The sequence below is a fragment of the Mammaliicoccus fleurettii genome, assembly GCF_002018435.1.
GTDB lineage: Bacteria > Bacillota > Bacilli > Staphylococcales > Staphylococcaceae > Mammaliicoccus > Mammaliicoccus fleurettii.
On record NZ_MWJM01000005.1, the window covers coordinates 113790 to 138121 of the forward strand.

At 32.1% G+C, this 24332-nt stretch carries 20 protein-coding genes, 2 tRNA genes, 2 pseudogenes and 1 riboswitch; of the genes and pseudogenes, 22 read left to right on the plus strand and 2 right to left on the minus strand.

Going from position 1 to position 24332, the window contains the following annotated elements; all coding sequences use genetic code 11:
• The first annotated feature begins 16 nt into the window (after positions 1 to 16).
• The 9 genes and pseudogenes from B2G86_RS05860 to B2G86_RS05900 all read left to right on the plus strand — a co-directional run bounded on the left by B2G86_RS05860 (position 17) and on the right by B2G86_RS05900 (position 9900).
• Positions 17 to 532 carry a YceI family protein gene (locus B2G86_RS05860; RefSeq protein WP_078357202.1) on the plus strand — a complete coding sequence of 172 codons (516 nt, stop codon included), beginning with the start codon at positions 17 to 19 and terminating at the stop codon, positions 530 to 532.
• 647 nt (positions 533 to 1179) lie between these two features.
• Positions 1180 to 1875, plus strand: coding sequence for an AzlC family ABC transporter permease (locus tag B2G86_RS05865; RefSeq protein ID WP_078357203.1), 696 nt, complete (start codon positions 1180 to 1182; stop codon positions 1873 to 1875).
• Positions 1872 to 2198, plus strand: a complete 327-nt coding sequence (locus B2G86_RS05870; RefSeq protein ID WP_078357204.1) for an AzlD domain-containing protein — start codon at positions 1872 to 1874, stop codon at positions 2196 to 2198. Before B2G86_RS05865 ends, B2G86_RS05870 begins: the two co-directional genes overlap by 4 nt.
• Before the next feature lie 66 nt (positions 2199 to 2264).
• Positions 2265 to 2366, plus strand: a riboswitch (SAM riboswitch).
• Between the two features lie 67 nt (positions 2367 to 2433).
• Entirely contained in the window at positions 2434 to 3405 is a 972-nt protein-coding gene (gene metX / locus B2G86_RS05875) for a homoserine O-acetyltransferase MetX (protein ID WP_078357205.1), read from the plus strand.
• A gap of 81 nt (positions 3406 to 3486) precedes the next feature.
• The gene (locus B2G86_RS05880; protein WP_241837736.1) at positions 3487 to 4404 is read left to right on the plus strand and encodes a DUF2232 domain-containing protein; all 918 of its coding nucleotides are present in this window, start codon (positions 3487 to 3489) and stop codon (positions 4402 to 4404) included.
• A 14-nt stretch (positions 4405 to 4418) separates the two neighbouring features.
• A pseudogene (locus B2G86_RS05885) lies at positions 4419 to 6382 on the plus strand (DHH family phosphoesterase).
• On the plus strand, positions 6382 to 6828 hold the full coding sequence (gene rplI, locus B2G86_RS05890; protein ID WP_078357207.1) for a 50S ribosomal protein L9: 447 nt from the start codon (positions 6382 to 6384) through the stop codon (positions 6826 to 6828). The pseudogene B2G86_RS05885 and the gene rplI overlap by 1 nt, the downstream one beginning before the upstream one ends.
• 99 nt (positions 6829 to 6927) lie before the next feature.
• Complete coding sequence (dnaB, locus tag B2G86_RS05895; protein WP_198931322.1) at positions 6928 to 8328, plus strand: replicative DNA helicase; 1401 nt, start codon at positions 6928 to 6930, stop codon at positions 8326 to 8328.
• 285 nt (positions 8329 to 8613) lie between these two features.
• Positions 8614 to 9900 (plus strand): adenylosuccinate synthase, encoded by a 1287-nt coding sequence (locus B2G86_RS05900; RefSeq protein ID WP_078357209.1) that lies wholly within the window; start codon positions 8614 to 8616, stop codon positions 9898 to 9900.
• 396 nt (positions 9901 to 10296) lie between these two features.
• On the opposite strand, the gene B2G86_RS05905 is transcribed toward B2G86_RS05900, so the two are convergent.
• Positions 10297 to 11181, minus strand: coding sequence for a YitT family protein (locus tag B2G86_RS05905; RefSeq protein WP_078357210.1), 885 nt, complete (start codon positions 11179 to 11181; stop codon positions 10297 to 10299).
• A gap of 108 nt (positions 11182 to 11289) precedes the next feature.
• On the opposite strand from B2G86_RS05905, the gene B2G86_RS05910 reads away from it, so the two are divergent.
• The 8 genes from B2G86_RS05910 to rlmH all read left to right on the plus strand — a co-directional run bounded on the left by B2G86_RS05910 (position 11290) and on the right by rlmH (position 17882).
• Positions 11290 to 11364 (plus strand) — tRNA-Glu (locus B2G86_RS05910).
• A 20-nt stretch (positions 11365 to 11384) separates the two neighbouring features.
• Positions 11385 to 11457: transfer RNA gene (locus B2G86_RS05915), tRNA-Asp, on the plus strand.
• Positions 11458 to 11625: 168 nt separating this feature from the next.
• Positions 11626 to 12327 carry a response regulator YycF gene (yycF, locus tag B2G86_RS05920; RefSeq protein WP_078357211.1) on the plus strand — a complete coding sequence of 234 codons (702 nt, stop codon included), beginning with the start codon at positions 11626 to 11628 and terminating at the stop codon, positions 12325 to 12327.
• A gap of 9 nt (positions 12328 to 12336) precedes the next feature.
• On the plus strand, positions 12337 to 14178 hold the full coding sequence (gene walK, locus B2G86_RS05925; RefSeq protein ID WP_078357212.1) for a cell wall metabolism sensor histidine kinase WalK: 1842 nt from the start codon (positions 12337 to 12339) through the stop codon (positions 14176 to 14178).
• Positions 14171 to 15493 carry a YycH family regulatory protein gene (locus B2G86_RS05930; RefSeq protein ID WP_078357213.1) on the plus strand — a complete coding sequence of 441 codons (1323 nt, stop codon included), beginning with the start codon at positions 14171 to 14173 and terminating at the stop codon, positions 15491 to 15493. Before walK ends, B2G86_RS05930 begins: the two co-directional genes overlap by 8 nt.
• Positions 15493 to 16284, plus strand: a complete 792-nt coding sequence (locus tag B2G86_RS05935) for a two-component system regulatory protein YycI (protein WP_078357214.1) — start codon at positions 15493 to 15495, stop codon at positions 16282 to 16284. The genes B2G86_RS05930 and B2G86_RS05935 overlap by 1 nt, the downstream gene beginning before the upstream one ends.
• Positions 16285 to 16324: 40 nt before the next feature.
• The gene (locus tag B2G86_RS05940) at positions 16325 to 17107 is read left to right on the plus strand and encodes an MBL fold metallo-hydrolase (protein ID WP_078357250.1); all 783 of its coding nucleotides are present in this window, start codon (positions 16325 to 16327) and stop codon (positions 17105 to 17107) included.
• Positions 17108 to 17402: 295 nt separating this feature from the next.
• Positions 17403 to 17882, plus strand: a complete 480-nt coding sequence (gene rlmH / locus B2G86_RS05945; RefSeq protein ID WP_078357215.1) for a 23S rRNA (pseudouridine(1915)-N(3))-methyltransferase RlmH — start codon at positions 17403 to 17405, stop codon at positions 17880 to 17882.
• Between the two features lie 354 nt (positions 17883 to 18236).
• Here rlmH and B2G86_RS13500 read toward each other — a convergent pair.
• Positions 18237 to 19193 (minus strand): annotated as a pseudogene (locus B2G86_RS13500) (DUF3387 domain-containing protein); the annotation flags it as partial.
• 115 nt (positions 19194 to 19308) lie between these two features.
• On the opposite strand from B2G86_RS13500, the gene B2G86_RS05955 reads away from it, so the two are divergent.
• The 5 genes from B2G86_RS05955 to B2G86_RS05975 all read left to right on the plus strand — a co-directional run bounded on the left by B2G86_RS05955 (position 19309) and on the right by B2G86_RS05975 (position 24176).
• Positions 19309 to 19905, plus strand: coding sequence for a class F sortase (locus tag B2G86_RS05955; protein WP_078357216.1), 597 nt, complete (start codon positions 19309 to 19311; stop codon positions 19903 to 19905).
• A 55-nt stretch (positions 19906 to 19960) separates the two neighbouring features.
• Positions 19961 to 20518 carry an RNA polymerase sigma factor gene (locus tag B2G86_RS05960; RefSeq protein ID WP_078357217.1) on the plus strand — a complete coding sequence of 186 codons (558 nt, stop codon included), beginning with the start codon at positions 19961 to 19963 and terminating at the stop codon, positions 20516 to 20518.
• A 1-nt stretch (position 20519) separates the two neighbouring features.
• Entirely contained in the window at positions 20520 to 21266 is a 747-nt protein-coding gene (locus tag B2G86_RS05965) for an anti-sigma factor (RefSeq protein WP_078357251.1), read from the plus strand.
• Between the two features lie 88 nt (positions 21267 to 21354).
• The gene (locus B2G86_RS05970) at positions 21355 to 22611 is read left to right on the plus strand and encodes a copper amine oxidase (protein WP_078357218.1); all 1257 of its coding nucleotides are present in this window, start codon (positions 21355 to 21357) and stop codon (positions 22609 to 22611) included.
• 89 nt (positions 22612 to 22700) lie between these two features.
• Positions 22701 to 24176: a Mur ligase family protein gene (locus B2G86_RS05975; protein ID WP_078357219.1), complete on the plus strand. Its 1476-nt coding sequence runs from the start codon at positions 22701 to 22703 to the stop codon at positions 24174 to 24176.
• Positions 24177 to 24332: the final 156 nt, after the last annotated feature.

Genomic DNA, 24332 nt, shown 5'->3' on the forward strand with positions numbered 1-24332 from the left:
AAGGGAGTTTTGACACATGACTAATTTCAATTTTGACAAAGCACACAGTAGTTTAGAATTTACAGTAAAACATTTAATGGTATCTCGCGTAAAAGGTACTTTTGAAGATTATGATGTAGCAGTATCAGGAGATATAAATGATCTTTCATCATTAAAAGCAACAGTAACAATTAAATCAAACTCAATTAACACTAAAAATCCTGACCGTGACGCACACTTAAAATCAGCAGATTTCTTCAGTGCAGATGATAATCCAAACATTACGTTTGAAACAAAATCTATTAGTGAAGATTCAATCACTGGTGATTTAACAATGGCTGGTACAACTCATGAAGAAACATTCGATGTTGACTTCAATGGCGTTAGTAAAAACCCATTAAACGGTGAAACAGTTACAGGTTTCGTAGTTAACGGTAAAATTGATCGTGAAAAATATGGCGTATCATTTAACCAAGCACTAGAAACTGGTGGCGTAATGATCGGTAGAGAAGTTAAATTCGAAGCAAGTGCAGAATTCGGTTTAAGCGAATAATTTAAAATAGATTATTTAATGATTAGAGAGTTTAGGACATGAATCCTAACTCAAAATAAATAAGCATATCACGTAACTGATTTTATATAGGTTACAGTGATATGCTTATTTTTTATACAAACTTACGATTTTGTAAAGTGCATGCTTGCCTAGGGTATGGCTCGAGCCTGTAGTCTCTCACACATACTATTCCCTCAGGCGTCCGCACTATACAAAATCGTTACTAATAATCTGTTTTTATAAAATCTTACGATTTTGTATGTGCATGCTTGCCTAGGGGTATGGCTCGAGCCTGTAGTCTCTCACACATACTATTCCCTCAGGCGTCCGCACTATACAAAATCATTAATAATATCTATTTTTATAAAATCTTACGATTTTGTACGTGCATGCTTGCCTAGGGTAGGGTACGGTTCTGTAGTTTCTCACTCATATTTTTTCCTCAGGTGCCTTTTTTTAGGCAAGAAAGGTTATGAAAATTGATTTAATATACAATCAGGTCTTATTGCTAAAGTGTGGTATGTATGATAAAAATAAGACATATTTAAAAATAAAAAAAGAGATAAGTCAGACTGAGGTTAGACAAACGTTAGACTAACCTGATTGGCGTTATGTAGTTTGGAGGTAGGCAATTGACCAGTTCTAGTATGACGAATAAAACTTTATTTCTTCAAGGTGTTAAAGATTGTATACCTACGATGCTTGGATATTTTAGTGTTGCATTAGCATTTGGAATTGTAGGTGTTTCATCAGGCTTATCTATTTTAGAAATTGCTTTGTTATCTATCTTTGTATATGCAGGTGCGGCTCAATTTATTATTTGTGCGTTAGTTGCAATTCAATCTCCTATATCAGCTATTTTATTAACTGTATTCTTTGTTAATTCTAGAATGTTTCTTCAAAGTTTAGCGTTAGTCCCAGCGTTTAAAGGTAATGGATTTTGGTCTAATATCGGTATAGGAACACTCGTGACCGACGAATCATTTGGTGTTGCAATAACAAAATATGCTAAAGAAAAAGCTTTAAATGCTACGTGGATGCACGGTTTAAATATTTCTGCTTATTTATTGTGGATATTGACTTCAATAATAGGTGGTTTAGTAGGAAACTTGATTCCGAAGCCTGAAGCTTTTGGTTTAGATTACGCTTTAACAGCGATGTTTATATTTTTACTCGTCGCACAGTTTGAAACAATACATAAAACCAAAGTTTTCTTTTATATATTTTTAATTGTCTTAACAACCATTTGTATGATAATTCTTACATGTTTTATGCCGACTTATTTATCTATTATTTTAGCGACGATCATTGCTTCAGTCGCAGGGGTGGTGTTTGATAAATGAGTATTTCAATGTATTTAATGCTTATTATTTTGGGTTGTTTTATTTTAACGTGGGTTATAAGGGTATCGCCCTTTGCATTTTTATCAAAGGTTGAATTTCCTAAAAGTGTGATTAAATGGCTGCAATATGTGCCTGTATGTTTATTTACAGCATTGATTGTTGAAGGTATGTTAAATCAAGAAGGTCATTCTGGGTTCACATTCAACTACGAAAGTATTTTCGTTGCCATTCCAACATTGATGATAGCTTTAATTTCTAGAAGTTTAACGATATCAGTTATAGCAGGAATGTTCATCATGGCGATTGTTCGATTAGTCTTTTAATTTCATTCGTTAACTTATTGAAAGAAATGCACTTTTCTAGTATTCTTAATATAAATTATATAGCAAAGCTTATTCAGAGAAGTTAAGGGATTTGGCCCGATGACACTTCAGCAACCGGTCGTTTAAGATACGGTGCTACTACCAACGAGTTTACTCGCATAATAAGGATGATGAGGACTTCTTACTTCTTTAACGAGTAAGAAGTCTTTCTATTTAATAACAAGGAGGTTCTAATATGCTTATTTCTCGAGACACAGGTTTAGTTGAACTAGGACATTTCGAAACAGAATCTGGTGAAGTGATAGATAATTTAAAGCTTCAATATGAATATGTAGGTCACAAAGGACAGCCTTTAGTTGTTGTTTGTCATGCTTTAACAGGGAATCATCTTACTTATGGAGATGATGAAAATCCAGGTTGGTGGAGAGAAATTATTGATGGTGGTTATCTTTCAATCAATGATTATCAGTTTATAACATTCAATGTGATTGGTAGCCCTTATGGTTCAAGCTCTAAATTGAATACGCCCGACTTTCCTGAGAGATTGTCTATGAGAGATATTTCTAAAGCAAATATTTTAGCGTTAAAACATTTTGGCTACGAAAAAATAGATGTATTAATTGGTGGTTCTCTAGGTGGAATGCAAACTTTAGAAATGCTTTATGACGGATCTATTGAAGTTAAAAAAGCAGTTATATTAGCAGCTACAGAGAAGACTTCATCATATAGTAGAGCGTTTAATGAGATTGCTAGACAAGTTATAAATATGAATGGACAAGATGGCTTAAGTATCGCAAGACAGATAGGCTTCTTAACTTACCGTTCAAGTAAAGATTATGAATCGAGATTTTCAGCGGATGATGTAGTGAGTTACCAAAAATATCAAGGTAATAAATTTAAAGATGTCTTCAATAAAGATTGTTATTTAACATTGTTAGATGTATTAGATAGTCATGACATATTTAAAGGTCGTGATGATGTCGAAGAAAGGTTACAACAACTCGAAACGAAAGTATTAACTTTAGGGTTCGCTGATGATTTATTGTATCCAGATGATCAAGTTAGAGCTTTAGGTAGATTCTTTAAATATCATAGACATTTCTTCGTACCAGACAATGTTGGCCATGATGGATTTCTATTAAACTTTGGAGATTGGGCACCTTACGTATATCACTTCTTAAAATTACATAAATTTAAAGCGCGTTAATATCATCTGAAAAGTCACGTACGTTGTTTTAAGCGTTAAAAATCTGTAAAATAGAGAAAGATGTTTAAATTAGATTGGGAAGTGAAAAATTTGTCTTTTAAAGTCGATATAAAAGCGACAATTATTGCAACATTAGTACTTGTGCTTAGTGTGATTGTCATGAGTCTTGTACCATATTTAGCGATTATTATATTACCGTTCATTACGATACCCGGAACAATACTCTGGTATCGATCTAAACCGTCATTTTTTGTGACAGTCGTCGTGACCTTATGTGCGACCGTATTATTTAATAATGTATTTTTATTAACAGTCATGACGCTTATGATATTTATGAGTGTTTTCATAGGTCAATTGCTCGTTGAACGTACATCAAAAGAACGTATTCTATACTTAGTGACAACGTTTATGAGTATTTTAACAATAGGTAGTGTATTAATTTTACAAATTACGGGAAACCTACCTTTAACAAGCAAGTTTTTCAGTCAGTATCATGATGTTTTAATTTCTTACTTTGAAATGGGTGGAAATTTAACGACTGAAATTGAAGAAACATTACAAACTTCATTAGAAATATTACAAGCAAGTATTCCTGGGTATATAGTATTATGGGTATTTTTATTAGTATTTGTTAATTTACTTGTGACATTCCCTATACTAAGAAAATTCAAAGTAGCGACACCAGTATTTAGACCATTATTTATGTGGCAAATTAATAGAAGTGTAGCTTTTGTATTTGTGATAACCGTGCTGATAAGTTTGTTTGTAACGAAAGAAAATGTTGTGATGTATGGCATAGTCACTAACTTACAATTTGTGTTAGAATGGGTTATATTTATTCAAGCATTATCGTTGTTCCATTTATTTGTAAAAGTGAAAAAACTACCTGTTGTTGTGGGAGTTTTGATATTTGTATTGGCATTTGTGTTTAAACCATTTGCGTACTTATTTGGATTGATGGATATTTGGTTTAATTTAAAACAACGCATAAAAAAGTAAATTGAGGTGAGTTTATGAACCGTCAATCAGTTAAGAAAGCCCTAATATTTCCGTACATAATTATGATGATATTAGCTTTAGTGATACTTGTATTCAGTTTTTTTAATTCTATATATTGGGCGATTATTTCGACGGTTGTTACAGTAATTCTAATTGCAGTGAGCATATTTTTTATTAGAAAGAGCTTCTTAAAATTAGATTTATATATTGGGAGTTTAGCCGGAAGAATTACTAAAAGTAAAACGAGTGCTGTCAGTGACTTACCAATAGGTGTAATACTATTAGATAAAAAAGATCATATCGAATGGATTAATAATTTTATAAATAAACGTATAGAACGAGATGTTTTAGACGAACCAATTAATGAAGTTTTTCCAAATATTTTAAAAAGATTAGAAAACACACATGAAGTAGAGATTGAAGAAGGTTCTTATAAATATAAAGTTACATATACTGAAGATGAAAAAGCTATTTATCTGTTTGATATAACAGAGTCTTCACATGTATATGAATTATATGAAAATGAAAAACCGATCATAGCGACAATTTTCTTAGATAATTATGACGAAATTACTCAGAACATGAATGATTCTCAACGTTCTGAAGTCAATAGTATCATTACACGTGTTATAGACGATTGGTCATCACGTTATCAACTATTTATTAAACGATATAGTTCTGATCAATTTATAGCATTATTAAATAACAGCATTCTAGAAGATATTGAAACATTGAAGTTCAATTTATTAGATGACTTAAGAGATAGAACAAGAGAAATTGGACACCAGTTAACATTGAGTATCGGTATTGGTGAAGGTAGTGAGAACTTAATTGAATTAGGTGAGCTATCACAATCAAGTTTAGACTTAGCGCTCGGACGTGGTGGAGACCAAGTTGCAATTAAGAATAGTAATGGTAATGTGAGATTTTATGGTGGTAAAACAGACCCAATGGAAAAAAGAACAAGAGTCCGTGCCCGTGTTATTTCACATGCATTAAGAGATATCTTAATTGAAGGTGACAAGGTTATTATTATGGGTCATAAATCACCTGATATGGATGCAATCGGTGCAGCAATCGGTGTTTCTCGTATAGCCAAAATGAATAATTTAGAGTCTTATATTGTGTTGAATGACTCTGATATTGATAGTACATTAGAACGTGTTATGACTGAAATAGACGAGAAGCCTGACCTTAAGGAAAGATTTATTACTTCAGAAGAAGCATGGCATGAAATGACACCACGTACAACGCTAGTAGTTGTAGACACGCATAAACCTGAACTAGTAATAGATGAGAACTTGTTGAATAAAGCAAATAGAAAAGTAGTGATCGACCATCATCGTCGAGGAGAAAGCATTATATCTAGTCCGCTACTTGTTTATATGGAGCCTTACGCAAGTTCAACTGCTGAACTTGTAACAGAATTGCTAGAATATCAACCAACAGAACATCGTTTAACGAGAATAGAATCAACCATCATGTTAGCAGGTATTATTGTCGATACACGTAACTTTACGTTAAGAACAGGATCACGAACATTTGATGCAGCGAGCTTTTTAAGAAGTCATGGCGCAGATACAATTCTTTGTCAGCATTTCTTAAAGGATGATATAGATACGTACATTAAACGTTCGGATTTAATTAAGACAGTTAAACTGTTACGCAATGGTGTCGCAATTGCTCATGGAGAAGATCATCAAACTTATCACCCTGTTACAGTTGCACAGGCTGCAGATGAGTTGCTAGGCTTAGAAGGTGTGGAAGCATCTTATGTAGTAGCAAGACGATCTGAAGATACAATTGGTATTTCCGCACGCTCGTTAGGTGAAGTGAATGTACAATTAACAATGGAAGCATTAGGTGGAGGCGGTCATTTATCAAATGCGCAACACAAATTAAAAATACATCAGTAGAGAAAGCAATCGAAGAATTAATTAAGGTTGTTGAATCAGACGAAAAAGGAGTGGAAGAATAATGAAAGTTATTTTCACACAAGACGTTAAAGGTAAAGGTAAAAAAGGCGAAGTAAAAGACGTACCAGTAGGTTATGGTCAAAATTACTTAATAAAAAATAATTTTGCTGTTGAAGCAACTCCAGGTAATATGAAACAATTAGAACAACAAAATAAACGCCAAGAAGAGTTGAAACAACAAGAAATAGATGATGCAAAAGCACTTGCAGAAAAATTAAAAGAATTAGAAGTTGAAATTTCTGCTAAAACAGGTGAAGGTGGTAAATTGTTTGGTTCAGTAAGTACTAAACAAATTACACAAGCATTAGAAAAACAACACCAAATTAAAGTAGATAAACGCAAAATGGACTTACCTAATGGCATTCATAGTTTAGGTTATACAAATGTTCCTATTAAACTTCATAATAAAGTTTCTGGAACTTTAAAAGTACACGTTGTTGAAGCTTAAGTAATCCATTAAAATGGTCGGTATTTGATTTACCGACCTATTTTAATGCGTTATAATAAAAAATATTAAAAACGGAAAGGAGTAATCAGTATGGATGGTATGGATAATATGATGAATGCGAAACAAATGCCCCATAGTATAGAGGCTGAACAATCTGTTATCGGTGCAATCTTGATTGATCCTGAACTGATTAACTCAACAGGTGAAACATTAATACCTGAAGCTTTCTATCGTGCAAATCACCAACATATTTTTAGAGCAATGTTGATGTTAAGTGAGCAGAATAAAGAAATTGATTCGGTAACACTGATGGATGAGTTAGCAGCTGAATCTTTGTTAGAAGAAGCGGGTGGCCCAGCATACTTAGCTGAATTAGCAAACAATGTCCCAACAACTAGAAATATTCATTTCTACATAGATATAGTATTTAAACATGCAGTGAAACGTCAATTGATTCGTGTAGCAGATAGTATCGCTGAAGATGGGTATAATCCAGAGCTTGATTTAGAATCGTTGCTAGGTGACGCAGAAAAAAGAATATTAGAGATTTCTGCTTCAAGAGGTACAGAAGGATTCAAAGACATAAAAGATGTCTTAAGTATAGTATTTGATAATGCTGAGCAACTAGACCAAAACAGTGGTCAAACGCCAGGAATACCAACAGGATATAGAGATTTAGACCAAATGACAGCAGGATTTAACCGCAATGATTTAATTATTATTGCGGCACGTCCTTCTGTCGGTAAGACTGCCTTCGCATTAAATATTGCTCAACAAGTAGCAACACATCAAGATTTATACTCTGTTGGAATCTTCTCGCTCGAAATGGGTGCAGATCAGCTGGCAACACGTATGATTTGTAGTACGGGTAATGTTGATTCAAATAGATTGCGTACAGGTTCAATGACAGAAGAAGACTGGAGCAGATTTACAGTTGCAGTAGGTAAACTGTCTCGTACAAAAATATTTATTGATGATACACCAGGTATTCGTATAACGGATATTCGTGCAAAATGTCGTAGACTGAAACAAGAGCATGGATTAGATATGATTGTGATTGACTACCTACAGTTAATTCAAGGTAGCGGTTCACGAAGTTCAGATAACAGACAACAAGAAGTATCTGAAATATCTCGTATGCTTAAAGCAATAGCAAGGGAATTAGAGTGTCCAGTTATCGCATTAAGTCAGTTATCTCGTGGCGTTGAGCAAAGACAAGATAAGAGACCGATGATGAGTGATATTCGTGAATCAGGTTCTATTGAGCAAGATGCTGATATTGTTGCCTTCTTGTATAGAGATGATTATTATTCAAGAGGCGGAGAAGACGAAGATGGTGAAGCAGTTGATGCTGGTGCACAAGATGATAATGGTGAAATAGAAATTATCATTGCTAAACAACGTAACGGTCCAACCGGCACAGTTAAACTGCATTTCATGAAACAATACAACAAATTCACAGATATCGATTATCAACATGCAGGAATGGAATTTGAATAAAAAAGTTTTTAGGCATAAAGACGTACATTTATAGAACTTTCTATTATAATGTACGTCTTTTGTTTTGTGTAAAGACACTATTATTTCTTTATGTTTGTGTTTTTATAGTTAGTGATTTTGGTTTAAAACCTTTTAATTACTATGGTTAAGGCGTTTATTAGACATTGTGATGTGATTACAAAATGTAAAAAAACACTCATAACTAATGTTCGTTTTTAGTTTGCAATTTAGTTATAGGACTGATAGAATACTTAATGGTTAATGAGAAAAAGCGGAGGTGCTCACATGTCATCAATCGTAGTAGTTGGGACGCAATGGGGAGACGAAGGTAAAGGTAAAATTACAGATTTCTTAGCAGAGGATGCAAACGTTATTGCACGTTTTTCAGGCGGTAACAATGCAGGTCATACAATAAAATTTGATGGAGAAACTTATAAATTACACTTAGTACCATCAGGTATATTTTATAAAGAGAAATCAAGTGTTATCGGTAATGGCGTAGTAGTTGATCCAGTAGCTTTATTAAAAGAATTAGATGCTTTAAACGAACGCGGAGTTGAAACAAACAACTTGAGAATTTCTAACCGTGCACAAGTAATCTTGCCATATCATTTAAAACAAGATGAACTAGAAGAAGAAAAACGCGGTGATAACAAAATTGGTACAACTAAAAAAGGTATCGGTCCAGCTTATGTAGACAAAGCACAACGTATCGGTATTCGTATGGCTGATTTATTAGATAAAGAAACATTTGAAAAGCTTTTAAAAAATAATCTTGAATATAAAAATGAACTATTTGAAAAAATGTTCAATGCTGAAGGTTTCACTTTTGAAGAAATCTTTGAAACATATTTTGCTGCAGGTCAACGTTTGAAAGATTACGTTACTGACACAGCTAAATTATTAGACGATGCTTTCGTAAACGAAGAAAAAGTTTTATTTGAAGGTGCACAAGGTGTTATGTTAGACATCGATCATGGTACATATCCATTCGTAACTTCAAGTAATCCAATTGCTGGTAACGTTACAGTAGGTGGCGGAGTTGGTCCAACATACGTATCAAAAGTTATCGGTGTATGTAAAGCTTATACATCACGTGTAGGAGACGGTCCATTCCCAACAGAACTATTTGATGAAGATGGTCATCATATCCGTGAAGTAGGTCGTGAATATGGTACAACAACAGGACGTCCTCGTCGTGTAGGTTGGTTTGACTCAGTAGTATTACGTCACTCACGTCGTGTAAGTGGTATTACAGACTTATCAATCAACTCAATTGATGTATTAACAGGACTTAAAACAGTTAAAATTTGTACAGCATATGAAATTGATGGCGTAGAAATTACAGAATACCCAGCAAACTTAAACGAATTAGAACGTTGTAAACCAATCTTCGAAGAACTACCAGGTTGGGAAGAAGACATTACAAGTTGTCGTTCATTAGATGAACTACCAGATAACGCACGTCGTTACTTAGAACGCATCTCTGAATTATGTAACGTGAAAATTTCTATCTTCTCAGTAGGACCAGATAGAAACCAAACAAACTTATTAGAAAACTTATGGAACTAAGTTTTTATATAGATAAAGTAGGAGGCAATTCAGCATATAGCTGAATTGCTTCTTTTTTGTTTGGATAAGACGTATTTAGTGTTTCTGGACCGATAAAAATAAATAGCGGTCCAGAAATGAGAAATACGGACCGATAAATAAAATTACCGGTCCAGAAAAACGAAATACAGGCCGATAAAAATATTTATCGGCCTGTATTTCTCATAATATATTAATCACTACATAAAATTGGAATAAAAAAGCACAAGAACTCAATTTGTAAGAACAACTATGACTGTAGACATGAATCTCAACCATCTACTATGTAACTAACCATTCTTTAGACTACCCGCTCACATAGATGTCTAAAAAAACGATAGTGTAATCATTAATTCTCATGCGTTTTTAGTCAATTTGTTAATGGATTTCTCTCTTTTTAAAGCGTCCACCTTTTACTTCGCTTACATCTCCTATTGATAGGAATGCTGTATTGTCTATTTCTGTAACGATATCCTTTAATTTAGATTCTTCTAATCGTGTGATTACGCAGAACACTACTTTTTTATCTTCTCCTGTATATGCGCCTTCTCCATTAAGGTATGTAACACCTCTACCTAGACGGTCGTTGATTGCTTCTCCTATGTCTCGATATGTATCACTGATTATCCATACTGCTTTAGATTCATCAAATCCTTGTACTGTCACGTCAATCATCTTAGCTGCTATAAAATATGCTATAACCGAAAACATAGCTGACTCCCAATTGAATACAAAGCCTGCAGCTGTGAATATGAAACAATTAATAAGCATCACGATTTCTCCGACTGAAAACGGTGCTTTACTACTTATCAATATTGCACTGATTTCTGAGCCGTCTAAAGATCCACCATATCTAATAACTAGACCGACGCCTAGTCCTATAATTGCCCCACCGAAAATAGTAACTAGAAATGTCTCTTTGATAAATGGGTCAAAATGATGTAAATAAGCAGTTGTAATTGATAAGACTGTTATGGCATATATTGTTGAAATCGTGAATGTTTTACCAATTTGTTTATAACCTAAAAAGAAAAAGGGGATATTTAGTAAGAATATAAATAGTCCGAGTTTCAAATTTGTTAAATGGCTTAAAATAATCGCAATCCCTACAATTCCTCCATCGAGTAATTTGTTTGGTACTAGGAATAGTTCTAACCCGACACCCATTAAAACACTCCCGATTGTGATAAAAATGAACCGTTTAAGGATTTCTCCTTTACTTAATTTACGGTGTCCTTTTTTAATAACTTGCGCTTGCTCCATATCATCATCCCTTTTTATTACTTCTATTTTATATTATATAAAAAATTTAAAATAAAATCTTGTCTTCTGTATAATAGTCATGCTATAATCAATCTTGTGTCTAATATAGGCCCCTTGGTCAAGCGGTTAAGACACCGCCCTTTCACGGCGGTAACACGGGTTCGAGTCCCGTAGGGGTCACCATCTAAATTATATACATATAAGGTCCCGTGGTGTAGCGGTTAACATGCCTGCCTGTCACGCAGGAGATCGCGGGTTCGATTCCCGTCGGGACCGCTTTTAATGCTTATCGTAATAACGATAAGCATTTTTTTGTTGTTCAATTATAGAATAACATCAAACAATAGAATTAATGGACAAATAGTGTTAAATTATAGTATAGGATATCATGCACAATTGTGTGCTTGAAGATACTTATTTTCAAAAAGAAATGAGGTAAATAGCATGGCTAGAAAAATAGTAGTCGTTGATGATGAAAAACCAATTGCAGATATACTTGAATTTAACTTAAAAAAAGAAGGTTATGATGTTTATTGCGCGTATGACGGTGATGACGCAGTAGATTTAATATATGCAGAAGAACCAGACATAGTGCTCTTAGATATTATGTTACCTGGTAGAGATGGCATGGAAGTATGTCGAGAGGTTCGTAAGAAATTTGAAATGCCAATCATTATGTTAACAGCTAAAGACTCAGAAATTGATAAAGTTTTAGGTCTTGAGCTTGGTGCAGATGATTATGTAACTAAACCATTTTCAACACGTGAATTGATTGCCCGTGTTAAAGCGAACTTGCGTAGACATTATTCACAACCTACTCAAACTGAAGATGAAGAAACAAATGAAATTGTTATTAAAGATATTACAGTATACCCGGATGCATATTCAATTAAAAAACGTGGTGTGGATATCGAATTAACACATCGTGAGTTTGAATTATTCCATTACTTAGCTAAACATATTGGACAAGTTATGACGCGTGAACACTTACTTCAAACAGTGTGGGGTTATGATTACTTCGGTGATGTGCGTACTGTTGACGTGACAATACGTCGACTACGTGAAAAAATCGAAGACGATGCATCTCACCCAGAATATATCGTTACGCGTAGGGGTGTGGGTTATTTCCTACAAACTCAAGAGTAGGCTGATCATATGAATTGGCTAAAGAAATTTCAGTCCTTACACATTAAACTTGTCGTCATTTATGTTTTATTAATCATTATTGGTATGCAAATTATCGGTTTATATTTTACAAACAGCCTTGAGAAGGAACTGACACGTAACTTCAAGACGAACATCGAACAACACGTGAAACAGATTAATTACAACATAAAGAAAACGTACAATTCAGAAGATCCTAATCGGAACTTCCAAAAAGAGATACAAAGTATATTAGATGACTACGCAAACCGAACTGAAATTGATGAGATTAGGTTTATTGACCAAGATCAAATCATCGTTGCGACATCTAAAGCTACAAATCAAAATACCGTCAATCAAAAAGTAAACGATAGCTCTGTAAAAAAGGCGTTATCATTAGGAAAAGCAAATGATAAAATCGTTTTGAAAAATGATTCCTCGGATAGTAACCGAGTATGGATTAAAAATAAACCTGTTGAATACGAAGGTAAAGTTGTTGGGGATATTTATGTAGAATCAGATATTGATTCTGTATATGAACAGTTAAACAACATTAACCAAATTTTCATTATAGGTACAGCAATCTCATTATTGATCACAATTGTGCTCGGTTTCTTTATTGCGAGAACAATTACGAAACCAATATCAGATATGCGTAACCAAACTTTAGAAATGTCTAAAGGTAACTATACACAGCGCGTTAAAATATATGGGAATGATGAAATTGGCGAACTTGCACTTTCATTCAATAATTTATCGAAGCGTGTACAAGAAGCTCAAGCGAATACTGAAAGTGAGAAACGACGACTTGATTCAGTTATTACACATATGAGTGATGGTGTATTAGCGACAGACAGACGTGGTCGTGTACGTATTATCAATGAAATGGCGCTTAAAATGTTAGGTTTAGAGCGTTCAGATGTAGAAGCTAAACATATACTAGACATTCTTAATATTGATGATAATTATTCATTAGATGATTTACAGGAGAATAATGATAGCTTCATTATTGATGTAAACGAAGAAGAAGGCATAATCGCTCGTGTTAACTTCAGTACAATCATACAAGATACAGGCTTTATAAATGGTTATATTGCGGTATTACACGATGTTACTGAACAACACATTCTAGAAAATGAACGACGCGAATTTGTTGCGAATGTTTCACATGAATTACGTACGCCTTTAACATCAATGAGAAGTTATATTGAAGCACTAGAAGAAGGGGCTTGGCGTGATCCAGAAGTTGCGCCAACATTCTTAAATGTTACGCGTGAAGAAACAGATCGTATGATTCGTTTAGTTAACGATCTATTACAACTATCTAAAATGGATAGCTCAAGTGATCAGATGAATTCAGAGTTGATTGACTTTAATATGTTCATTAATAAAATTATTAATAGACATGAAATGACTCAAGGTAAGAATGTAACGTTTATACGTGACATACCTGTTAAAGGATTATTTGTTGAAATCGATCCTGATAAAATGACTCAAGTGTTTGATAATGTTATTACAAATGCGATTAAATATTCTCAAGAATCTCATAAACGTGTAGAGTTTCATGTGAAACAAAATACGTTATATAACAGAATGACGATACAGATTAAAGATAATGGTATCGGTATTCCAGTTAATAAAGTTGATAAAATATTTGATCGATTTTATAGAGTAGATAAAGCAAGAGCACGTAAGATGGGCGGCACTGGATTAGGTTTAGCGATTACTAAAGAAATCGTAGAAGCACATAAAGGTAGAATATGGGCGAATAGTAAAGAAGGTCAAGGCACATCCATTTATATTACTTTGCCATGTGAATTCATAGAAGATGAGTTTGGTGATTGGGATGCGTAATAGAGAAGTTATTAAATCTGTTATTCTCATAATTCTCGTTCTAATTAGTGTGTTTATGACATACCGTGTATGGACATTTACACCTGAATTGACTGACTTGGAAACGGATGTTAATGCTGATACACCTTCTATTGGACCTAAGATTAGTAAGCCTATCGATAGTGTGATTATGCCTTTTAGAATGATTAATCGTAATGGTACGGACGTGAAAGGGACGTCTAATATGAAAGATATCAAAAAGGTAACGGATCAAATGTTGAGTAAAGAAGTTAAGAAGGTAGATGTCTTAAGTAGCGAGTCAGTTGTGCAACTTGAAGATTTATCTGAACGCTATACAATTTTAGACTTCCCTGACAGTGTCCCTAGTGAAATGTATTTGAATCAAGTATTAGGTATGAATATGAGTTATTATCCTAATGTTAATTTTGATAGAATTTTAGTAGATACGAAGTCAACAAATGAAGCGAATGTTTATTTGTTAAGTGAGAATAAGCAAAAAGCAGTAAAGTTACAGACAACGATGAAAAGTCATAAATTTGATCAAATGAATAAAGAAGTTGCGAAAGATTTAAAACCTTATACAGGCATTATTACGAATGAAACAACGACGAATGAAATTAATCAAATTTATGCACCTGAAAATGCTTATAGCATGAATGTATATCGTTATGTGACTAACAAAATATCTGTATCTGATTTAAATGATGTCATCCTTGGAGATTCTGTTATTGCGCGCAGTAACGAAGATCAAGTTTCAACGTATAATAATAACACGGGTATTTCTACAGTAAACGAAGAGAAACAAACATACCGTTATACAAATTTATCCGAAGATGAAAATCAGCAAAAAGATATTTCTAAATCTATTACGAATTCATTTAAATTTATTAATGAACATGCAGGGTATACAGATGAATTCCGATTATTTAATACAGATCAAAAGACAGGTAAAATAGATTACCAAATGTTCTTAAACAACTACCCAGTATTTAATGATGATAAGTTATCTTCAATTGAAGCTGTGTGGGGTAAAAACGCGATTAATGAATACAACAGAGGCTTAATTACAACAGGTGTAGCTGTGCCATCTAAAAAAGAAGCAGATGAATTACCTTCATCTGAAGAAGTTAGATATGGTTTAGCTTCTAATGGAGAAATAGATTTCAATAAAGTTACGAATATGGCAATTGGATATGATTTATCATTACCAAATGATGAACTTGATAACTTACAAGATACAATTGAATTCACGCCAAAATGGTACATTAAATATGACGATGAATGGAAAAGATACGAGAATGGAGGGCTAGCTTAATGGATTGGAAACATGCCAAGTCACTCTTCATTATTGTGTTCATTCTAATCAACATTGGATTAGTCGTTGTTTACTTTAATAAAGTGAACAACTCGATAGTCCAAGAATCTAATGCACAATCAGAGGTAAACTTTTCAAAAGAAGGAATAGATATTCCACAGTTACCAGATTATAAAGATAAAGAAATGCAAGCTATAACAGGAAGCAGTAAGTCATTTAATGCTGATGAGCTTGAAGGTGTGTATTCACTAACTGAAAAAGACACACAGATTAATAAAGATATAAATGTAGATCTAGATAAAGATAGTAAACAAGAATCGTTCAAAAACTTTATCAACAAAGAATCTTTTAAAGGTAAAGAATATCAATATCAGAACAACAACTCGAATAAAAATAAAGTAGTCTACGAACAAAATTATGAAGATTTGCCAATACTAAATAATAGTAAAGGTCAAATCGTCTTTGAAATGGAAAACGGTAAAGCAAATAAATATACACAAACATATTTAGATAAACTTAAACCTGGTAATGGAGATAATAACAATAAGCAAAAAATTGTAAACGCTAAGACAGCTTTAGAAACATTGTATTACAACACATACCTAAAAAAAGGTGATAAAGTAGAATCCGTGAGATTAGGTTATTACAGTGTCGTTAAAGAAATTGGAGGACAAGTACTAGTACCTTCATGGGAAGTGAAAATTAAATCCGAAGAAGACGGCAAAAGTAAAACAAAAGTATTGTACATCGATGCAATCAAACCTGAATCAACCGTACTAGAAGAATCTTAAGAGAAGCAGTAATTAAAGGAGATGAACACTTGTGATCGCAATGAGCGTACTCGCAAGTGGCAGTACAGGAAATGCCACTTATATAGAATCAGATAATGGAAGCCTACTCGTAGACGCTGGATTAACAGGTAAAAAATTAGAAGGCCTGTTTCAACAAATAGACCGTAATATCAGCGACTTAGAAGGCATCTTAGTAACCCACGAACATATCGATCACATAAAAGGATTAGGTGTGCTTGCAAGAAAGTATAAATTACCTATCTATGCCAACAAGAAGACATGGCAAATGATAGATGCTAAAGATAAAAATATACCACTTGATCAAAAGTTCAACTTTGAACCATATGAAACAAAGACATTAGCAGGTATTGATATTGAATCATTCAGTGTGTCACATGATGCAATAGATCCACAATTCTACATCTTTAATCATGACTATAAGAAATTAACAATGATTACAGATACAGGATACGTGTCAGACAGAATGAAAGGTATGATACATGGAAGTGATGCATTTGTATTTGAAAGCAATCACGATGTAGATATGTTAAGAATGGGTAGATACCCATGGAAGACCAAACAACGTATATTAAGTGATATGGGTCACGTATCAAACGAAGATGCAGCACATGCTATGTGTGATGTGATAACAGGAAGTACGAAGCGTATTTATCTATCTCACTTAAGTCTAGATAATAATATGAAAGACTTAGCAAGAATGAGCGTAGGACAAGTATTAAATGAAAATGATATAGATACAAATAAAGAAGTCATACTGTGTGACACAGATAAAGAAAAAGCAACACCAATATATTATATATAAACAAAAGATATCCCCAATTTCAGAATTGGGGATATCTTTTTAGTTTGTGCACATATATACCCACAGTTATACACAACTGTCCACAATCTGTGCATAAGTAAGTAGGTTATCCACTGATTTATCCACAATGTATATAATTCAGTGGATAAATCACAACAAAATGTATAAAAATAAACAACTAAATATTAAGAAAACATTCACAAATTTTCGATTGTTGATATAATAAGAAATAAAACTGTGTATAAGTTAATAACTTGTGGATAACTTTTAAGATAATGAATAAAGGTGGATAATGATGAAAATAACAATCATAACAGTCGGCAAACTAAAAGAGAAATACTGGAAACAAGCCGTAGAAGAATATAATAAAAGACTAGGTGCCTATACCAAAACTGAATTAATCGAAGTTGCAGACGAAAAAGCACCAGACAATATGAGTGAAAAAGACATAGAAATCGTGAAGGAAAAAGAAGCGGACAGAATCATGTCTAAAATCAAACAAGACAGTTACGTTATTACCCTGGAAATACAAGGTAAAATGCTCACAAGCGAACAACTCAGTAAAGAAATCGATAGCCTGATGACAAGAGGAAACTCACACATCACATTTATCATCGGCGGATCAAACGGATTACATAGCAAAGTATTAAAACGCAGCAACTACGCACTATCATTCAGCAAAATGACATTCCCACATCAAATGATGAAAGTCGTGTTGATGGAGCAAGTATATAGAGCATTTAAGATAATGCGAGGGGAAAGTTATCATAAATGAAACTTTAAAATAAGTTGTGAATAATACATCAAAATTTAAATAATTTATAGATATACAGTATTCTTTACTCTTGAATAAATATTAATGAGGTGAAAAATGAGCATAAATGATTTTGAAAAGGAAACAAGAAAAATTATAAATGACAAGTTAAAGCAAATAATGAATGATAAAAAAATAGTAAATGAAGAAGATTTAGAAAAATAATTTTAAAAATTGTACTCATCTGTCCTTATATACATAAAGAACGCCATAAACTGTCACTGGCACTGAACCCCTAAAATGGAAACTTAATAAAAACACTATTTTCTGAAGATTTGATGGATATCCATATTTCTTTAATAATCTGCGCACTTACACTCTCATTTTAGCTTTGGTACTATAACGTATAGGCCAATCCACATTCATATTATCCTTAACTTTTTTTGTTAATTCATGAGCAATGGCTCTTAATTCTTTATGATCCATTGCTTCTTTTGCTGTTTCATGTGAAGATAATACATCATAAAATGTAATTTCTTAAGTACTTAAGCCTAAGTCTTTACCTCTTTTTTGTTCCTGCTTAATTTCTTTGGGTATTTGAAATAATTCTTCAATTACTTTTGATGCTTCAATAGAACGGTTATTGTATTTTTTTGATTTATTTAGCATCTCAGAAAATCTTTTAGATATAGTAGGGTTTGTTTTCATTAATGACTTAACTTGTCCTTAAAGTAATTTATTCAACAATTCAACTGTTACACTTTTTTACTGTAGTCCTTCTACATCTTTTAAGAAATCATCTGACAATATTGAAATATTTGGATTTTCTATTTCAAGTGACTGCTATATTTACAACTTCTTCAGTTATGACTGATTTTGAAATTAATTGATTTATCTCTGCTTCTGTATCAGCAGGTGTCTTTTTATGCTCACTTCCATCACTAGATGGGGCTAACAATTTAACAATCCATGATTTTACAGCTTTTAAAACCGTCATTTCACTATTCAGTTCTTGAGTAGCTTTCCCTGTTACATATATTGCAATCCCTTAGAAAGCTCAGTCACTGTTTCACAAATTGCTCTCTCTTTCTTTCTCACTAATCCAATGTTATAATCCATCGTATTTGAGCTTGCATTATAGCGGTTGAATTGATCTTCTGACTAATGATTATATAGCATATCTTGAATGATATATAATTTCATTAACACAACTTCAAGAGCTTTATTAGTATCTATACCTGTTTGTTCTCTATCAGATTCCGTATATTAATTTAACGCTTCCTACAGATTTTCCACAATACTTACATAATAAACAATTAACCCGGTATTTTTATGGTTTTATTTGCACGATTCTACAAATTAGTCACTTTTTAAAATTCGATTCTTAAAAAAATATGTAATCCAAAATTGATTATAAAACGTATATGTTATAAAGGATGTGACTTTGATGAGAAAAATCGTGGTACTTTTAATAAGCATATTATTGTTAAATGGCTGTATCAACAATAAAGAGCATGTGAATACTAACGATAAAAAAATTAATAAACACGAAAATGTAGAAAAATTAAATCAAATAGATTTTGAGGTTTATGATAATGAGATAATCCCGTCTAGAATAAATATACCTGGCTTAAATGTTGATGAAAGATTAGACCATACAAGTACCAATGAAAAAGGAGAAATGTCCGTACCTCATGACATTAATACTCCTGCATGGTTTAAAGATGGGTATAAAGTAGGAGAACTTGGTAATGCTGTGATTGCCGGACATGTTGATGATGGTGTGAATCCGGGTGTATTTACAAATCTTCATAAACTTCAAAAAGGTGATAAAGTTGAGGTTAGTGATAGAAATAATAAGAAATTAGTATTTAAAGTATATGATAAAAAATTATATAAATTAAGAGATGCGCCAGTAGAAAAAATCTTTGGATTTTCTAGTAATAGACATTTAAATTTGATTACTTGTGAAGGGGACTATAATAATTCATTAGGAAGTACACCAAATAGATTAGTAGTTTATACAAAATTAATAAATGGTTGAAATTATGCATATGACATTTGCTAACATATAATAGTAAATGTCGGGGGGTATAACAATGCGAGAGTTGGATATAGATTTATACGATAAAATAGTATCTAGAGATACAAATAGCTTAGAAACATTATATGATCGTTACGAATCGCTGCTATACAGTTTTATTTATAAAATCACACAAGATAAGCAATCGAGTGAAGAAGTACTTCAAGATGTATTTATGAAAATTTGGAATCAAAAAGCTCAATTTGATAGTAGTAAGGGTAAGATGTCGACATGGCTTATTACGATTTCACGAAACTTAGCAATTGATTATATACGTAAGAGAAAAACAACGCCTTATGAATATGATGAAGAAAGGGATAATATAAAGACGGATAATATACCTGAATCAGAACTAATAACTAAAGAAGAAGCTGAACAGATTAAAGGATGTATAGATGAGTTAGACGCAAAGCAACAAGCAATTGTGTATTTATTTTATTTTAAAGGTTTCAATCATAAAGAAATATCGAACACGCTTGAAATACCTTTAGGAACTGTAAAGAGTAGGCTAAGATTATCTATTCAACATTTAAAGCATAAATTAAAAATAAACAAGAAGGGAGAGAGGAAATAATATGGAATGTGGAAAATTATATGATTATTTCAATAATCAATTAAGTAAAGAAGAAAAACAAAAATTTGAAGAACATTTAAAAACTTGTAAAAATTGTCAAGAAGAACTAGATGAGCTGAATATATTAAATGAATCTCTTCCTTATCATGTTGCAAATATTGTTCCTCCTAAAGGTATGAAAAGTAGAATAATGAATAATATTCTAAATGATGAAAATAACGAAGGTCATTCAGCTCAAGCATATAATGATAACAGTCAGCATAAACCATTAAAAACAAAGCAAAATATAATTAAAAACGTATCTCTCATTAGTATGGCCGCATTATTATTAATATCTATAGTAGGAAATTTATATCAGTTTAATATAAAAGAACATGGAAGTAAGAATAAAAACCATCATTTAATAAATAAAAGCAGTGCACAAATAATAAAGTTAAAATCTACTAAAAAAGAGCAAGTTCAAGGCGAAGCATTTATAGCTAAAAATAAAAAAGAAAGACAATTAGTAATACAAGCACAAAATTTACAAGAAACGAAAGGCAATGAAGCATATCAAGTTTGGATTCTTAAAGGAGAAAAGCCATATCGAGCAGGTACTTTTGTTTCTAGTAAAAATTCTGGAATAGTTATCTTTGATTTAAGTGATATCGAATTAGATAAGCAAGATAAAATAGCAATTACTTTAGAACCATCACCAAATAATCAGGCCCCTGAAGGTGATATTATAATGGCTGGTGAAAAAGGTTAGATATTTTTAGAGATTACATTAATTAATGTGATCTCTTTTTTTATTTATTGCGTATACCATATGAACAAAAAAACAAAGGAGTGATTGGATGAATATTTCACAGAAAGTATTAGCTATGTCATTATCGGTTTCATTGTTAGGAGCTGGAACAAGTGTGTCGCAAATTGCACAAGCACATGATGCATCACATGAATCTGTTACAAAAACAGATAGTAAAGCAGTTGAATTAAGAAGTAATTTAGATATGTTGCTAAGTGAACATGCGTATTTAGCTACTGATACAATGAGAAAAGGTGCAGAAGGTTCTAAAGATTTTGATGCGTCGGTTAAATCACTTAATATGAATACAAAGGATTTATCTAAAGCTATTGGTGATGTGTATGGCCAAGAAGCAGGTAAAGAGTTTGAAAAAATGTGGGCAGAACATATTGGCTACTTTGTAGATTATGTGAATGCTACAAATGATAATGATGAAAATGCACGACAAGAAGCATTAAAGAACTTAGATAATTATAGAGAACACTTCTCTCAATTTTTAGCATCAGCAACAGATGAAAAATTAGAAGCGAAAGGTTTATCAGAAGGTTTACAAATGCACGTGAATCAATTAGTAAGCGCATTTGATGCCTCAGTAAATGGGGACTATGACAAAGCTTACAAATACGAAAGAGAATCCATTCATCACATGTATATGGTTAGTAAAGGATTATCAAATGCTATAACACAACAATTTCCTGAAGATTATCACCATACAAGTGCAACAACAAAAGCAGCCGACTTAAGATCAGATTTAAATTATTTAATGAGTGAGCATGCCATCTTAGCAGCCGATGCCATGCAAAATGGATATGATGGATCTAAAAATTACAAAGCCTCAGTAAAAGCGTTAGAAATGAATACAAAAGATTTATCAAAAGCAATAGAAGGTGCGTATGGTAAAGAAGCGGGTATGGAATTCGATAAAATGTGGACAGAGCATATTGGGTATTTCGTTGATTATGTAGAAGGTTCAAAAAATAAAGACGAAGACGATAAAAAAGAAGCAAAAAGTAATTTAGATAATTATAGTAAAGAATTTGGCGCATTTCTATCTAAAGCTACAGATAATCAATTAAAGAGTGATGATTTAGCTGAAGGATTAGGTATGCACGTGAATCAATTGTTAGCCTCATTTGATGCGTATACTAAAGGAGATTATAATACATCAACAGTGAAAGTAAGAGAAGCATATGCGCATATGTTTATGCCAGCTAAAGGTTTAAGTCAAGCAATAGTAATGCAAAATAAATCAAAATTTGAAATGAATATGCCAAAAGAAATGCCGGATACAGGTGCACAAAAATAGGCTCTTTATATAAAATAAAGAAAACTAAATTTAAATTTAGTTTTCTTTTAAATTTTTAAGGGTACAATATTTATTAAAAGGGAGAAAATATGAAAATATTCGATGTAATCTCACAAATTGAACAAGAAATATTAGTTAGCAATAATAATTATAAAATCAATATAGATAAAGATTGTACTGATATTACAACAATGTACCAAAATATTAAAAGTTCCTCTGTTTTTATATTAAAGGCGTCTAATCGCTCTAAAATTTATGCAGAAAAAGCTATAAGTAAAAATCCAATATTAATATTGACGAATATGGAACCAAACAGTTTGGATGATATCAAATGTGATATTCCAGTTATATATTTATCTAACTATGAATCAGCGATAAATAAATTAGTACATTTATTTTATGATAAATATATCGAAAGCTTAAAATTTATTGCAGTAACGGGTACTAATGGTAAAACAACTACAAGTCATATGGTAGGAAAAATATTATCAAAACTAGATAAACGAGTAGCTGTTGTAGGTACATTAGGCGTTTATGATTCTAAATTTAACAAAATTAATTTTGACCATACTACACCAACTACACCAATGCATATTGAATTTGCTGAAATAATAAAGTATTTTGCAGAAAAAAACTATGACTATATTGTATATGAAGCTACATCCATTGCTCTAGACCAAAAAAGGGTTAATTTTATATATAACGAACTAGCAATATTTACTAATTTTAGCTCTGAGCATCTTGAGTATCATCATACACTTGAAAATTATTTAGAAGCTAAATTAAAACTGAATGCGTTAAGTAAAAAAAGTATTGTCAATTATGATAGCAAAGAATATAGAAAAATAGCTTATGATAGGTATCACTTTTCTAATGACCAAAAAAATGATATGTATTATAAATATTCTATAAAGGAGAATAAGTTATCTATTTGGATAAACGGAAATGCTTATCAAATCAATATAGCATTGAATGGAATTCATAATTATATTAATCTGGCTATTAGTATAATTGCAATACATAAATTGAATTTTGATATAAAAAATATTTTAGAGGTAGTTAAATATATCAAACCACCTGAAAATAGATTTGAGATATTTAAAATAAGAGAATTTGAATTTATATTAGATTTTGCGCATACACCATTAGCAATTAATGAGTCAATTAGCGAAGCAATAAAATATTCTTCAAAAAAGAAAAAAAAGCTAACAGTATTGGTTACAGGTATAGGCCTACGTGGTCTAGATAAAATAAGAAATACAATGAATTTAATTCCTAATAATATAGATCAAATTGTTTTAGCTTCCGAACAAGTAGGTTTTGAAAATGAAAACCATATTATTGCAACGATGATTAAGTATTTACCGAAATATTATGATTTAAATAATATTATGATTGCAAGTTCAAGAATGGAAGCAATAAAAAAAATTGTTGAGGATACTAAAATTGATGAAAGTATTATTTTACTAACGGGCATCAATGAACCACAGCATTATAGAGGCAATTTAATCAATCATGACGATAAATCGTATATTAAGATGTGTATAAATAATTTGAATACATAGTTTTATTTATGGCTAAAAAGTAAAATACAATGCTTTTTATATCATCGAATATTTTTTTGAGAAGTTGTGTTTTCTGGTTTTGATATTTCTATGGTTTTATTTATGCTATTTAAATTTTCTAGGCTATATTTTATCTTTATTATTAAAATGGCTATA

Excerpts from the sequence above, each read along its gene's own strand:
- B2G86_RS05935 (WP_078357214.1), top strand. The coding sequence starts at position 15,493 with ATGGATTGGAAACATGCCAAGTCACTCTTCATTATTGTGTTCATTCTA.
- B2G86_RS05955 (WP_078357216.1), top strand. The coding sequence starts at position 19,309 with ATGAGAAAAATCGTGGTACTTTTAATAAGCATATTATTGTTAAATGGC.
- metX (WP_078357205.1), top strand. The coding sequence starts at position 2,434 with ATGCTTATTTCTCGAGACACAGGTTTAGTTGAACTAGGACATTTCGAA.
- B2G86_RS05975 (WP_078357219.1), top strand. The coding sequence starts at position 22,701 with ATGAAAATATTCGATGTAATCTCACAAATTGAACAAGAAATATTAGTT.
- dnaB (WP_198931322.1), top strand. The coding sequence starts at position 6,928 with ATGGATAATATGATGAATGCGAAACAAATGCCCCATAGTATAGAGGCT.
- B2G86_RS05960 (WP_078357217.1), top strand. The coding sequence starts at position 19,961 with ATGCGAGAGTTGGATATAGATTTATACGATAAAATAGTATCTAGAGAT.
- B2G86_RS05965 (WP_078357251.1), top strand. The coding sequence starts at position 20,520 with ATGGAATGTGGAAAATTATATGATTATTTCAATAATCAATTAAGTAAA.
- yycF (WP_078357211.1), top strand. The coding sequence starts at position 11,626 with ATGGCTAGAAAAATAGTAGTCGTTGATGATGAAAAACCAATTGCAGAT.
- B2G86_RS05970 (WP_078357218.1), top strand. The coding sequence starts at position 21,355 with ATGAATATTTCACAGAAAGTATTAGCTATGTCATTATCGGTTTCATTG.
- B2G86_RS05865 (WP_078357203.1), top strand. The coding sequence starts at position 1,180 with ATGACGAATAAAACTTTATTTCTTCAAGGTGTTAAAGATTGTATACCT.
- B2G86_RS05870 (WP_078357204.1), top strand. The coding sequence starts at position 1,872 with ATGAGTATTTCAATGTATTTAATGCTTATTATTTTGGGTTGTTTTATT.
- B2G86_RS05930 (WP_078357213.1), top strand. The coding sequence starts at position 14,171 with ATGCGTAATAGAGAAGTTATTAAATCTGTTATTCTCATAATTCTCGTT.
- rplI (WP_078357207.1), top strand. The coding sequence starts at position 6,382 with ATGAAAGTTATTTTCACACAAGACGTTAAAGGTAAAGGTAAAAAAGGC.
- B2G86_RS05905 (WP_078357210.1), bottom strand. The coding sequence starts at position 11,181 with ATGGAGCAAGCGCAAGTTATTAAAAAAGGACACCGTAAATTAAGTAAA.
- B2G86_RS05940 (WP_078357250.1), top strand. The coding sequence starts at position 16,325 with ATGAGCGTACTCGCAAGTGGCAGTACAGGAAATGCCACTTATATAGAA.
- B2G86_RS05900 (WP_078357209.1), top strand. The coding sequence starts at position 8,614 with ATGTCATCAATCGTAGTAGTTGGGACGCAATGGGGAGACGAAGGTAAA.
- B2G86_RS05860 (WP_078357202.1), top strand. The coding sequence starts at position 17 with ATGACTAATTTCAATTTTGACAAAGCACACAGTAGTTTAGAATTTACA.
- walK (WP_078357212.1), top strand. The coding sequence starts at position 12,337 with ATGAATTGGCTAAAGAAATTTCAGTCCTTACACATTAAACTTGTCGTC.
- rlmH (WP_078357215.1), top strand. The coding sequence starts at position 17,403 with ATGAAAATAACAATCATAACAGTCGGCAAACTAAAAGAGAAATACTGG.